Origin of the sequence: Vibrio sp. 10N.239.312.C11, from assembly GCF_041466065.1 — a bacterium.
GTDB classification, from domain to species: Bacteria; Pseudomonadota; Gammaproteobacteria; order Enterobacterales; family Vibrionaceae; genus Vibrio; species Vibrio tasmaniensis_A.
In genome coordinates, this window is record NZ_JBFSRZ010000010.1 from 1 (window position 1) to 12,644 (window position 12,644).

12 protein-coding genes are annotated in these 12,644 nt (G+C 42.7%); 3 read left to right on the plus strand and 9 right to left on the minus strand.

The features are described from left to right. Positions 1–133 precede the first annotated feature (133 nt). On the plus strand, positions 134–340 hold the full coding sequence (locus AB6D07_RS06460; protein ID WP_017102559.1) for a hypothetical protein: 207 nt from the start codon (positions 134–136) through the stop codon (positions 338–340). Positions 341–406: 66 nt separating this feature from the next. Here the strand turns inward: AB6D07_RS06460 and AB6D07_RS06465 are convergent, their stop codons facing one another. The 7 genes from AB6D07_RS06465 to AB6D07_RS06495 all read right to left on the minus strand — a co-directional run bounded on the left by AB6D07_RS06465 (position 407) and on the right by AB6D07_RS06495 (position 7,151). Further along, positions 407–1,255 carry a hypothetical protein gene (locus AB6D07_RS06465; protein WP_017102558.1) on the minus strand — a complete coding sequence of 283 codons (849 nt, stop codon included), beginning with the start codon at positions 1,253–1,255 and terminating at the stop codon, positions 407–409. A gap of 205 nt (positions 1,256–1,460) precedes the next feature. Next, positions 1,461–2,930 (minus strand): ATP-binding protein, encoded by a 1,470-nt coding sequence (locus AB6D07_RS06470; protein WP_241810840.1) that lies wholly within the window; start codon positions 2,928–2,930, stop codon positions 1,461–1,463. 1 nt (position 2,931) lies between these two features. Then, positions 2,932–3,969, minus strand: a complete 1,038-nt coding sequence (locus AB6D07_RS06475) for a DNA polymerase (protein ID WP_017102555.1) — start codon at positions 3,967–3,969, stop codon at positions 2,932–2,934. A gap of 45 nt (positions 3,970–4,014) precedes the next feature. Further along, a complete protein-coding gene (locus AB6D07_RS06480; RefSeq protein WP_017102554.1) occupies positions 4,015–4,785 on the minus strand; it encodes a hypothetical protein in 771 nt (256 codons plus the stop codon). 289 nt (positions 4,786–5,074) lie between these two features. Then, positions 5,075–6,190: a hypothetical protein gene (locus AB6D07_RS06485; RefSeq protein WP_017102553.1), complete on the minus strand. Its 1,116-nt coding sequence runs from the start codon at positions 6,188–6,190 to the stop codon at positions 5,075–5,077. Between the two features lie 215 nt (positions 6,191–6,405). Further along, positions 6,406–6,585 (minus strand): hypothetical protein, encoded by a 180-nt coding sequence (locus tag AB6D07_RS06490; RefSeq protein WP_017102552.1) that lies wholly within the window; start codon positions 6,583–6,585, stop codon positions 6,406–6,408. Between the two features lie 299 nt (positions 6,586–6,884). Then, a complete protein-coding gene (locus AB6D07_RS06495) occupies positions 6,885–7,151 on the minus strand; it encodes a hypothetical protein (RefSeq protein WP_017102551.1) in 267 nt (88 codons plus the stop codon). A gap of 235 nt (positions 7,152–7,386) precedes the next feature. Here AB6D07_RS06495 and AB6D07_RS06500 point away from each other — a divergent pair, with 235 nt between their 5' ends. Further along, on the plus strand, positions 7,387–8,259 hold the full coding sequence (locus tag AB6D07_RS06500; protein WP_017102550.1) for a YafY family protein: 873 nt from the start codon (positions 7,387–7,389) through the stop codon (positions 8,257–8,259). A 54-nt stretch (positions 8,260–8,313) separates the two neighbouring features. Here the strand turns inward: AB6D07_RS06500 and AB6D07_RS06505 are convergent, their stop codons facing one another. Then, positions 8,314–8,784, minus strand: coding sequence for a hypothetical protein (locus AB6D07_RS06505; RefSeq protein ID WP_017102549.1), 471 nt, complete (start codon positions 8,782–8,784; stop codon positions 8,314–8,316). Positions 8,785–9,363: 579 nt separating this feature from the next. On the opposite strand from AB6D07_RS06505, the gene AB6D07_RS06510 reads away from it, so the two are divergent. Further along, positions 9,364–10,632 (plus strand): O-acetylhomoserine aminocarboxypropyltransferase/cysteine synthase family protein, encoded by a 1,269-nt coding sequence (locus tag AB6D07_RS06510; protein WP_017102946.1) that lies wholly within the window; start codon positions 9,364–9,366, stop codon positions 10,630–10,632. A gap of 132 nt (positions 10,633–10,764) precedes the next feature. Here AB6D07_RS06510 and glmS read toward each other — a convergent pair whose 3' ends face one another. Continuing rightward, entirely contained in the window at positions 10,765–12,597 is a 1,833-nt protein-coding gene (gene glmS / locus AB6D07_RS06515; protein ID WP_372140709.1) for a glutamine--fructose-6-phosphate transaminase (isomerizing), read from the minus strand. Positions 12,598–12,644: the final 47 nt, after the last annotated feature.

Genomic DNA, 12,644 nt, shown 5'->3' on the forward strand with positions numbered 1-12,644 from the left:
TAGTACGACGACGCCGTCGAGGTTATGGGGGTAAAGTTGGGTGGAAAGACAGGAATATTGGTATCCAAATCACATCAAGCATACGTGGTTAGTGGCATATTATTCAAATAACATTACTGAAATAGGATATCACATGCCAAAAGATAGAAATCTCGTTAATTTCTCAGAAGAATATGAACTAAACAATCGCCTAAAACGCAATAACAAGCGCCAAACCGAAGAGAACCGCCAAAAGTTAAAGAACATTGGTGACAAGGCTAAAAAACAACTGAATAAAACTCGACTCACACACGAAGAGCTAGACAACGCCATAGAACGTAATCAAGACAAGCTTGATTAAACAAGTATGGGGAAGTTTAGTGATGTCGTCGATGACCATCTCTATATGTCGACGACGCTTCTCTTATTAAGTTGATAAATTAAAACCGTTAAACTCGTACCTTTCCCCCCAAACATCCCATCCTTTCTTGCGTAAGTTTTGCCGACCAACTTTGACTTTTTCTGCTGTAAATAAATTCTCTAGTGGTAGATCTAACCCAATATTGATTGCCGATGCTACTGATGAATCTCGGAGCTTAAATGACTTAGGTAAGCCATTAAGACCCGCCTTTCTGGTCTGTAAGTCAGAAAAAAATAAAATAATGGTATCAAGATCAGAAGCTCTTTTCTGATTGACTAACAAATGCAATGGCTGCTCAGAGGTTTCTATTTCTGCATCAAAAAATCTATTTCGAAGTTCTTCAATAAAATCTATCGTCGTTGGCCAATACCTCGAATCAAAAGATAAAAGTGGTTTAAATCTCTCTCTCAAAAATGAATTGAAACGTGAATGATGCTGACTAGAGGCATTCAAAATGTCTGGTAAGTCAGTATCAACATATGAGTACCAGCGAGCACCTTCACTAAACTCTTCCCTTTCTTCTAAAAGTGACGCAAGCGTTCGTGCTGCATCAAAAACAGCTTGATTCGACTCGATAAACCTCTGGTAATCAGCCCGTATTTTAGTTGCTTGATTTGGGTGCCAGAACATATCCGCATCTACCAAGATTTCTAATATCAACCTTTTCTGGTGTTCATCAAGCTGGTTGTGGACGTCTTCAAAAAAATCATTGAGTTCACCAGAACGTTCGATAGATCTCTTATAAAGCGGAGTCAAACTCCCCCAAATATTGTTCTTCTGATTGTACTCTAAGTCCTTTTCAAGCCAATCAAGGCAAGCCTGCGCACTCGTAGTTAATTTGCTCTTCGTTTGCATATAAGATCCTGTAATTGCTAAGTTGTTACATTAATCTTATCGACCGAGAAATCAAAGTACGGTATTTGAAACAACTTTTTTATCTTTGCTATAAATACCTTGTCGTCGACGGTAAGCACCTGAGCGATACCATAATCACTCAGGCACAAAAAAGCCCACTCAGCGTTAGAATGGGCTTCAATCAATATGATGTTCAAGGTTACGATTAAGCAGCTAGAGGCTTACCTGACACCATCACATAACGCTCGGTATCTCGACCTATCTTAAAATAAATTCCGTTGGCATTAAGACTGCTTTCTTGAGCTTTAAGCTTGCTTGTTAGTGCAGCAGCGCCTCGTGGTAAGTACATCGGGTTTTCATGATGCTGCAATGTTTCCAATAAGCGAGATGGAGTTGCTTTCCAAATTTTATCGTTCGCTGCTGATTTGATGAGCTTTTGCATAGCAACCGTAAGGCTGTCATCTTCTGTACCTGAGGCCATGATATTTCTCACATTCAACTTATAGGCTTTCTGTAACTTGCCCTCACCTAACCCCAGCACTTTCTCAATCGCAGCAAGCCACTTTGCAAAGTCCATCATACGAGCCGGATACTTCACTTTAGCACTTTCCTCTTCAACCAATGTTTTCGACGCCAACGTCAACAGTGAACCAAAAATTTCAGGTAATGCTGCTTCTAACTCCTGTTTTAGTAAACCTTCGGGCTTACGTTTGTCCTCTTCCATAGGAACAAGCGCGACCTTAAAGCAACGTGAGGCCAAATCTGATTCGGTCACAAAATTATGGATACCATTAAGCAATAAAGGAGCATGTAAGAGCAGTGAAGTTAAGCCATCATCGGAATACAAGGTACGAGAAGCAATATTACCCTTAGTTGCAGTCGTACAGAGCATATCACTTTGGTCTTTCGTGAGCTTACGTAAGTTGTCATACACACCTAAAAACATACTGTTAACTTGAATGGCAAAGTCTTGTTCACGTCTTGGCATTCGCAATCCATCAAGGCTACTTGGGTCCAATAAAGTACGTGTGACACTGTTGGAGAAGAAACTTTTACCTGAACCCTTCTCGCCTTGAATAAGCAATATTGGATAAGGGACACCGCATTCTTTCGGATGGGCCAAGATGTAAGTCATGTAAGCCACTAACTGAAGGAATGTGTTTGGGTCTGTATTAATGAACGGTTTTAGCCGTGTAATGCCACTTTTAATCGAAGTGAATTCAGGAGTCACCATAGGTTTCATGTCTTTAGGGCGACTAAATACCACTGATTTTGTTTTAGCATTAGGTTTACTCAGTACTTCTACATTACCTGCCGAAAGGTTGATGATTTCACCTTTATCATTACACAGGTCGATTAGTACTGACGCTTTATCTTTGGACAGTGCATTGCGAATTTCAATGGTAATCGGTGCTTTTTCATAGTCCCATACCATACTCTCTAGTTCTTCAATAATTTCATCAATATCTGCTGCCTTAAGGCGTGCTCCAAGGTCACGAGCAATCTTGCGAAGTACAGACTTGAATTTCTTACTCTTAATGTTTATGGCCTCTGTTGATGCACCTTTTCTCACCAACACATAGACTTGATCTTTCTCATCTACACACAAGTTTTGCTCTGGGTTTACGACTTCAATAATGTCGTCCATTGATATTGTGTTTTTTGATTTACTCATTTTATTCATCTCTGATCATCGCGGGTAGTTGCATTTCCACCTGCACATTTAATTTAAATCCATCCAATACCTCGGCGCTGGCGTCGGTTAACGCCTTTTTCGCTTGCCTAAGTTGATAGTCGTATTTATCGGTTTCTAACCGCACCAAGAATGAATCATGGTTGGTCAGTAGTACGGGGAGCTTGGCCTTGTCTAGGTTGAAGCAAGCTCGCCGCATAATGTCCGCACCTGTCGCCTGTATAGGCCAGTTGCGTATTGTTAGCGTGTTAATTTCTTGGGTAATTCCCATGCGCCAGTCTAATGAGCGTACCTCGCCTTGCCGCTTGGCTTTTAAGGCTTCACCGTCAAGGTAATAATCAATTGGGCTTAGGGCTTTCTTAAGCACCATCAGCCAGTTCATGACGTTTGATTGTGGTTGAGATAGCTCGTGCGCTATACGCTTTATGCTCGCTCCGTAAAGCTGCATGACTATTAATGTCTTTAATTCAGTGCGTGTTAATGCATTGTCCGTTACTGTTTCTATGAGTAATTCATAAATATCGCCTTGTTCGTATAAGTTAAGTAATTTCATGCACTTTGCTTTCTGCGCAGCTATCATTGGCTCTTGTTGGTCATAATCTAAGAGCACATAACAATATCCTTGCTGGGGACTCAGTAAGCCTTGCCAATGATGTTTTGGTATCAGATTTAAGGCACTTCCTGATGTGGTATCTCTGCCTGTTTTAGTACCGAAGACATTCACTACTTGGCGGTGCCAATCACCGCTTAAATCATGAGTCAGGCTAGCTTTAAATCTGACTAGCTGACTCACTAGAGCTAGGCTTCGGTTGGACTTTTTCTTACTGTATTTAGCTATCTTTCGATTGAGGTAATCAACATCAATGCGAATTGCAGGACGGTGATTAACATGAGCTAGATACCGTTTAATATTCACCAGTACCGCACAAGGGATTGTTTCCCCGAATGCAGATACTTGTTGTACTACATGTTGAGGAACCACCTTACGCGCCAGAGCAACATTAAGTTGTCTTGATAGCACGTAAGCATGTGGCTTACCTTCAATGCAATGTCTTGCAGCTATGATTCATGCCGCTTCTTCGTTGATATCAATGTCATCAAGCGAAATCTCTTCAAACTCTAGCTCATCCTCATCAAGGTATATGTCTTCAAGTTCGAGTTCATTTTTAACTGAACTGACAGGCTGCTGAATCTCCTGTAATTCTTCAAGGGAACCAGATTTAGGCAAATTAGCCTCTACCGCGTCGGTGTCGTCGAGTAGTTCAATCTCAGGTTCGTCGACAGCGTCAATCGTTGGACTGTTTTTTAATTTTCCGACTAGTGCAGGGTGATTGAGGTCAGCAATTTCATATTGACCGAATGCGTTAGCGTAAGCTTGCTGTACATCTTCATCGGTAATAACAATTGGTGTAATACCTGTTGCTTTATGCGCCTCGTAAACCTTAGCTATAACGTCACGCTTGGCGATAACAGATGATGTTTGCGCTTGCATAAGCAATTCATAGTTAGACACATGCCATGAGTTCTTCGTCTTAGCTGGTATCATGATGCTCTTTAGCTCGCCACTTTCTGTTTTGACTACATGGAGTACTTTAGTGCGGTAATGCTTGCGATCTAAATGTTCGATTAGATCAGGGTCTACGATGTACTGCACTTTGTAGTCAGTGTTTTTATACTGCTCCTCAATAACAACTAATTCAGCCACACCAAGTTTGCTTTGAAATGCTTCATCTTCACTTGGCACTTTAATATATGCGGCCTGCTCAGGTGCATCGTACTGCTCAGTGATTGATTTAATTGCTAGCGCTTTCTTTATGGATTTATTAAGTAATGACATTTTGCTTATCCTTTTGATTGATTTTTATTCATGCTGTGAACGATTCAGTGCATGTAGTGCGTCACTTGTCGACAGATGTAATTACAACCCAAATGGGTTATTTAAGCTGTCATCTGTGGTCCAGCTATTGCCTATCAGCCTTTCGTTATTTCAGCTTTTCCGCTGACAAATGCAGTATCCTTTAATTCAACCAATCCGGCTGTCATCTCTGCTCCGGCTTATGGAGAGCAAAAAAAAAGAGAAGCCGTTAAGCTTCTCCCTTTCAATTCAGTATCAATTTTTATACGTACTAACTGCCACGTTGACTCATTGCTATCAATTTGCCATTAATGAACCCTTCACTGTCTTCATTCTTATTCCACTTGGATAGTTCATTTTTTAAATCCAAAAAACGCTTATCTATTAGGTCATTTCTTTCAGATTCACTTTTACAGTAGCTAAGCAAATGCATGCTATCTCGATAGAAAAAACGGTCATCTTTCGCAATGACACGGGCTAAATCTGAAAGACTCATTGGGTTTACCTTTAAATAAGAATAGGCCCACGCCTTGATAAATAGCCAACGATAAGCCGCTTTTGTACTGTCTGCTTTGAGATTGCCATTGAGTCTGACGTAAATATACTCTGCTGGCAGTTGTAGCATTTCTTTTCTAACCTTCTTTCTGCCAGCAGCGAAATCTGATTTTAACGCTAGACGATGAGTCAGAATCAAGTCAACAACCTTAATAATATCGTGGTTATACTCAACTAGTTCATTACCTAATTTATTAACGCACACTTGAGTAAATAATTGTGCATATAACGGCAGTTCTCCTTCGTAGAGTTGCAATGCCGCTTTAGCTAGCCAATCATACTTTGCTCCGTTACTTAGCGCCTTAGTCCCACCTAGTTCCATATCCTCACAAAGAGACAGTTTAATAAGTTCATCACCAATTTGATCTGATTGCTCGATGAGCATACTGACATCGTCTTCTGTTATCTTGGCTAAAGGATCAGATAAGTGTTTATAAATTATGTAATCCCACAATTGGCAGCATCGTTTACTCAAACCTTTCAACTCAGCTATCAAGCTAGGTTTATCTTCAATACGCAAAAAATCATTCTTGATTGAATCAACAGTTTTATCCGCTTTTTTACCGTAAGATTTTTGCAACATTAAATGAGCATCAAGCTTGTAACTATTAAGGAGGTCTTCGCTGAAGAGACTTGCCGCGAACACGCAGTACCCATCATCATTTCCAGGAAGGTATTCAACGGTTATTGCTTCCTCGAAAAAGTCAGCATTTTCGTAACTAGGTTCTTCACCAATCTTTAGGTAAGAGAGCTGTTGATGAAAATCAGCAATGTACTTTTCATATGCATTTAAGTCGGGATCGTCAGGGCTAATTGTATAGTTATTTATCATTGTGCGAGCATATTCGATAAGTGGCTTATTATTTGATTATACTTAAATATATTAATGAGTAGTATCGCAGCCTATACGCAAACTAATATCTATATATAACTGTCTATCTGAATGGCACAGCACAGCTTAATATGGCTAGGAGGTTTCAACTCCGACCATCTGCGTCGTCGACAAAAAAAGCAGAGGTTATCCCCTGCTCTCATAACACTTGCCCGTCAATCCTCAATAACTTCGTCGGCGACGACACCAATTACGTACCCAACGATTCCCCCAATTAATACGGAATATGGGTATGGACCATACCTAGCACCAATGGCAGCACCGACTTGAGCGCCACGGATAGCAGTGTTCTTTTTTGATTGGGATGATGATTGTGAGAATGTTTTACTTTGCATACTTCCCTACCTCTTTATATAGATATGAAAAAGGGCCATGCTCAATGAAGAACATGACCCTTTGGAGTTTTTGTTAATGCCGCTTTAGTGAGAGTGACCGCACACCTGACAGCTGCCATCATCATAAGCACGTTCACCACATGCAGGACAGGTTGTAACTAGTGTTGTAATTGATTTAATCGCCATGTTAAGGCTCCTTGTTGTTGGTTGATTGAGTGTTGCGGAGCTCATTGATACCTCAGCCTAGAGAGTTCCAATTTCGAAACTGAGATATCGTGAGCCAAGCTCCGCAACAAAATTTATTGTGCTTTACCTTTCTGGGTATCTGGGCCGCATTTCGCCGTATCAGTGACATGACCATTCATGGTTCCACAGACATCCGCTTTCCATTGCACGATGACACCGTAAGACGCTGTATTCTGAATACCTGCCTTGCCATTCCATTGAGGCTCTAGCAGCTCTTTCATTTTCGAGATATCGCCCGGATTACCACCGAACGTGCCACCTGCGAATACTGAAGATGCGAAAAGCGAAGTTAGACCTAGCAGGATGATTGATGTTTTCATTTTTGTTTTTTCCTTGAAGATTGCATGCCCTCTTTCTAAGAAGACATCTGTTGATTAGTTTGAAGGTGTGGACTGACAGGTGGTGTCAGTTGGTAAAATTAATTTGAGGAATAACGGCAGGGCTTAGGTTTCGTAGGCTATGAAACCTATAACAAAATCGGTCACTTACTCATGACTATCGGGAAATAATGATGACTGACACTACCTGTCAGCGAATCAGTACATCATTGGTGATATGAATAAGAGTGAGAAGTTAGCCTACCGATTGAGTCAGATACTTTCCCGATTACATTCAGGAGAGAAACTGAGCCTTATCGACTTACAGCAGGAATTTGGAGTACATGAACGAACTGTACTTCGAGATTTCAGTCGACTGGCATTTCTACCTATCGTAAGAGAGGATGGATATTACTTCTTAAAGCAATTAGATCATCGTAACCCTAAAGCTCATTTAGCTCTGAACTCCCTATCGAGTATGGGAGTAGATAAGTTGTTTCCAGATAGAGCAGTCATGACTCAGGCACTAAGCCATAAGACACAATCTATTCTGTTCCGTCATTTACCTATCGAAGATTCCAGTCACTTTCAGACAACATTACGTGTCATTGCGAACGCTATTCATCAGCGAAACACTCTAACCTTAACGTGTCAGCGTCGTCGTTATCATCGGATTGAGCCTTACCAACTCATTAACGAACATGGGATTTGGCATTTGGTTTCAGTACTTAGGAACCAGTCATATTCGTTTCGAGTATCGGAGATTACAGAGTTAGTTCAACACGATGATATTTACACTCCCTCCCCTAGCTTCAACGAGAAACTAATCAGAGAAGAATTACACTGGAATACTCAGGGTATTGTAGAGGTCATCGCACAGGTAGGTTCTAGTCGAATTGATGATTACCAGAGGTCAGAACAACCTATGGCAATTCAGGTGCTGAAAGAGTTGGGTTATGGCTCGACACTTATAAGCATTGAGACATCAGATATTCACGCATTAATGCCAGTCCTCAAATCTTGGCTACCTGATATCGATGTAATTTCTCCATCATGGGTAAAACAAGCCTTGGTTAGAGATGTTGAAACCTACCTAGCGACTTGTTCATGAGTAGGTTTATCGACAGCGTCGTCATTACGTCGACGACGACAAGGTTTTTACACACTATTTAGCCCTTGATTTTGACAGTGCGAGAAGCTCCTTTTTTCTATCTTGGTATTTCTCTGAAACGACATGTAAGTAAATAGAAGACTCAGCTTTCACGGCTAAACCTAGGCCACGAACGATAGCGGCACAGAAGCCCTGATTGTTGGCTGAACCAGAAGAATAGAGGGATTTGTAGACCTGACTTTTCCATGGTTTATCACCCTGAGATTCGATAACCTCGAATAACTTAGAGCATGGAACCCATTGTTTTGAATGTAACCCTGCCCCTCCTGTCTGCCCAGCAATCCGGAAGTAGAGTTGTTTATCCTCAATATTTTGAGAAATCTCGTAGAGAACTGTCCCTTGAGATTTTGAACCTAGTTTGTCTGCTTCCCCTGATTTGAGGATGTTCGAGAATGGATTGTGTTTTGGCGTGTCTTTAGATGCATCAGCTTCTGCATTCACTGTACTACCTTTAGATTGGTTCATAGAAACTTTCCTTTATTTATTGAACTAGAAAGAAGATCCTTGTCGACACAAGTCGGTAAAAATCATTCTAATTCAATAATATAAATTCATTTTGAGACTTGTTACGCATAGAGACTTCTTCCTGTCTTTTCCTGTCCGGTTCCTGTCTTTCCACCCAACTTTACCCCCATAACCTCGACGGCGTCGTCGTACTAAGTCATCCCCATCAACCCCATAACCTCGTCGTCGACGTCAGAGAATTCATGCGGATAATCATGTGATGTGATTTTGCTGGTGGATTTCGGAGTGATTCGGGGCAGGGTTACTATGTTGATTACAGGGCTGAAGCTTGGCTCATAATCGTTCGGTCCCCAGTTCAAATCTGGGAGGGGCCACCAAATTAGAAAAGCCAGAACAGTTCACACTGCTCTGGCTTTTTGCTTTTCTGAAGCTGTACAACTCACCGCTGTATTTCCTACAAATAACGAATTGTCCCACACGCAATTCCAATTCCCTCTCTGTGACTAAATATACTTTTCTTTTATAAAAAAATCGGCAATATGAGAGTACATAGATAATTCAATCGTTCAGGGAAGAAACATGAAAGACGAAACGCTCTCGATTCACTTCGGCTACGAAACTGATCCAACAACCAAATCAGTTGCGACCCCTATTTACCAAACCGTTGCTTACGAATTCGATGACGCACAACACGGTGCAGACCTGTTTAATCTTGCGGTACCCGGTAATATCTACACTCGCATAATGAACCCAACCAACGATGTGTTGGAAAAACGCATGGCGGCCTTAGAGGGTGGTATTGCAGGCTTAGTGGTGAGTGCGGGCAGCGCGGCGATCAACTACGCCATTCAAACGTTGGCACAAATCGGTGACAACATCGTTTCAACGCCTCAGCTTTACGGCGGTACTTACACTCTATTTGCTCACATGCTGCCAAACCAAGGGATAGAAGTTCGCTTTGCCAAAGACGACAAACCAGAAAGCTTAGCGGCACTGATCGATGACAAAACCAAAGCGGTTTACTGCGAAAGTATCGGTAACCCCGCTGGTAATATCATCGACTTAGAACGTGTGGCTGAGCTTGCTCACGCACAAGGTGTACCTGTGATTGTCGATAACACGGTGGCGACACCTGTGTTGTGTAAACCTATCGATTTTGGTGCTGATATTGTGGTGCACTCACTCACCAAATACGTTGGTGGTCACGGAACAACATTGGGTGGCGTGATTGTCGACTCAGGCAAATTCCCATGGGCAGAGCACAAAGATCGCTTCCCAGTATTTAATCAACCAGAACCTTCTTACCACGGTGTGGTGTATACCGAAGCCTTTGGCGAAGCCGCGTTTATTGGCCGCGCTCGAACGGTTCCACTACGTAATACAGGTGCAGCATTGTCACCCATGAATGCCTTCATGCTAATGCAAGGTCTAGAAACGTTGTCGTTACGCATGGAGCGACACACAGAGAACGCACTAAAAGTAGCAGAGTACCTTCAGCAAAATGAGAAAGTGAGTTGGGTGAGCTACGCTGGTTTACCAACGTCTGAGTTCTATCCGCTGGCTGAGAAATACATGCAAGGTAAGCCGTCTGCCATTTTATCTTTTGGCTTGAAAGATGGTTATGAAGCCGGTGTTCGTTTCTATGATGCGCTACAAATATTCAAGCGATTGGTGAACATTGGCGATGCAAAATCTCTCGCTTGTCACCCTGCTTCTACAACACACCGTCAATTGAGCGAAGCGGAACAAAAGCAAGCAGGTGTGTCACCAGAGATGATTCGTCTCTCAGTAGGTATCGAGCACATTGACGATATCTTGGCTGACCTAGAGCAAGCACTTAGCGCTTAATGCTTAATGCTTAATGCTTAATGCTTAATGACGCTACAGCTAGCTCTAACACGAATCGTTAACTAGCAGACACAAAAAAGCCCATCACAGGATGGGCTTCTTATTATCTAATTTTCTTAGATAAGCTAACGATTACTCAACAGTAACCGCTTTCGCAAGGTTACGAGGTTGGTCAACGTCAGTACCTTTGATTAGCGCTACGTGGTAAGACAACAACTGCATCGGTACTGTGTAGTAGATAGGTGCTGTTACTTCACTTACGTGAGGCATCTTGATGATCTTCATGTTCTCATCGCTTTCAAAGCCTGCATCTTCATCTGCGAATACGTAAAGTAGACCGCCACGAGCACGTACTTCTTCAACGTTTGATTTCAGTTTCTCTAGCAAGTCGTTGCTTGGTGCAATAACGACGACTGGCATATCTGCATCGATAAGAGCCAAAGGACCGTGCTTAAGCTCACCAGCCGCGTATGCTTCTGCGTGGATGTAAGAGATCTCTTTCAGTTTAAGAGACGCTTCCATCGCGATTGGGTAGAACTCACCACGACCCAAGAATAGTGTGTGGTGCTTATCTGCAAAATCAGGTGCTAGCGCTTCGATCTCTTTATCAAACGCTAATGCTTTTTCAATATCAGCAGGCAGTTGATGCAGTGCTTGAACGATCTCAGCTTCTTTCTCTTCATTGATGCGACCTTGTAGACGACCAATTGACGTTACCATCATCAGCATAGCCGCTAGCTGTGTCGTGAAGGCTTTAGTTGAAGCAACGCCGATCTCAGTTCCTGCGCGAGTCATGAAGGCAAAATCAGATTCACGAACCAGAGAAGAACCCGCAACGTTACAGATAGTCATTGCGGACATGTAACCTTTTTCTTTTGCAAGACGAAGTGCAGCAAGCGTATCCGCCGTTTCACCAGACTGAGACAGAGTCACCAATAGGCTGTTCGGGCGAACAACGAAATCACGGTAACGGAATTCAGAGGCAATCTCTACGTCACAGCTTACGCCTGCTAGAGACTCAAACCAGTAACGAGCTGCCATGCCTGAGTTGTAAGACGTACCACATGCGATGATCTGCACGTGTTCTACCTTGCTTAGGATCTCTTCCGCTTTAACACCGATTGCATTAGTGATTACAGAAGTGTCAGAGATACGACCTTCCATTGTGTTGATCAGCGCTGTTGGCTGCTCAAAGATCTCTTTCTGCATGAAGTGACGGTATTGACCTTTATCACCTGCATCGTGTTCTGCGTTTGATTCAACGATTTCACGCTCTACACGCTCGCCCGCTACATCAAATACTGTTACATCACGACGAGTCACCTCAGCAACATCACCCTCTTCTAAGTACATGAAGCGACGAGTTACGCTTAATAGCGCTAGTTGGTCAGAAGCAAGGAAGTTCTCGCCCACACCAAAACCGATAACGATTGGGCTACCAGAACGAGCAACAACGATACGGCTAGGTTCTTTACGATCAACCGCCACTGTGCCGTATGCACCGTCTAATTGTTTTGCTGTTTTTTGCAGAGCTTCAACCAAAGAAGCTGACGTGCGAAGTTCCCACTCAACAAGATGAGCGATAACTTCTGTATCTGTTTGTGAAGTAAACACGTAGCCACGCTCTTGCAGCAGAGCGCGCAGTGTTTCGTGGTTTTCGATAATGCCATTGTGTACAACAGCAATGTCGCCCGACATGTGAGGGTGTGCGTTTGCTTCAGAAGGCTCACCGTGTGTCGCCCAACGTGTATGAGCGATACCAGTACCGCCAATAACATGTTGTTGATCGACTGCGTCTGCTAGCTCTTGTACTTTACCAAGGCGGCGTACACGAGTTAGGTTAGATTCGTTATCAACTACAGCGACACCCGCTGAATCGTAGCCTCGGTATTCTAGGCGGCGAAGGCCTTCTACTAAAATTTCAGCTACATCACGCTGTGCTACTGCACCAACAATTCCACACATAGTTTCACTCCATCAATTTCATTTTATTCCTATTGGCAGCAAGCAAA

Bases quoted from the DNA above. Each gene is read 5' to 3' on its own strand.
- AB6D07_RS06460 (WP_017102559.1), top strand. From the start codon at position 134: ATGCCAAAAGATAGAAATCTCGTTAATTTCTCAGAAGAATATGAACTA.
- AB6D07_RS06465 (WP_017102558.1), bottom strand. From the start codon at position 1,255: ATGCAAACGAAGAGCAAATTAACTACGAGTGCGCAGGCTTGCCTTGAT.
- AB6D07_RS06470 (WP_241810840.1), bottom strand. From the start codon at position 2,930: ATGAGTAAATCAAAAAACACAATATCAATGGACGACATTATTGAAGTC.
- AB6D07_RS06480 (WP_017102554.1), bottom strand. From the start codon at position 4,785: ATGTCATTACTTAATAAATCCATAAAGAAAGCGCTAGCAATTAAATCA.
- AB6D07_RS06485 (WP_017102553.1), bottom strand. From the start codon at position 6,190: ATGATAAATAACTATACAATTAGCCCTGACGATCCCGACTTAAATGCA.
- AB6D07_RS06490 (WP_017102552.1), bottom strand. From the start codon at position 6,585: ATGCAAAGTAAAACATTCTCACAATCATCATCCCAATCAAAAAAGAAC.
- AB6D07_RS06495 (WP_017102551.1), bottom strand. From the start codon at position 7,151: ATGAAAACATCAATCATCCTGCTAGGTCTAACTTCGCTTTTCGCATCT.
- AB6D07_RS06500 (WP_017102550.1), top strand. From the start codon at position 7,387: ATGAATAAGAGTGAGAAGTTAGCCTACCGATTGAGTCAGATACTTTCC.
- AB6D07_RS06505 (WP_017102549.1), bottom strand. From the start codon at position 8,784: ATGAACCAATCTAAAGGTAGTACAGTGAATGCAGAAGCTGATGCATCT.
- AB6D07_RS06510 (WP_017102946.1), top strand. From the start codon at position 9,364: ATGAAAGACGAAACGCTCTCGATTCACTTCGGCTACGAAACTGATCCA.
- glmS (WP_372140709.1), bottom strand. From the start codon at position 12,597: ATGTGTGGAATTGTTGGTGCAGTAGCACAGCGTGATGTAGCTGAAATT.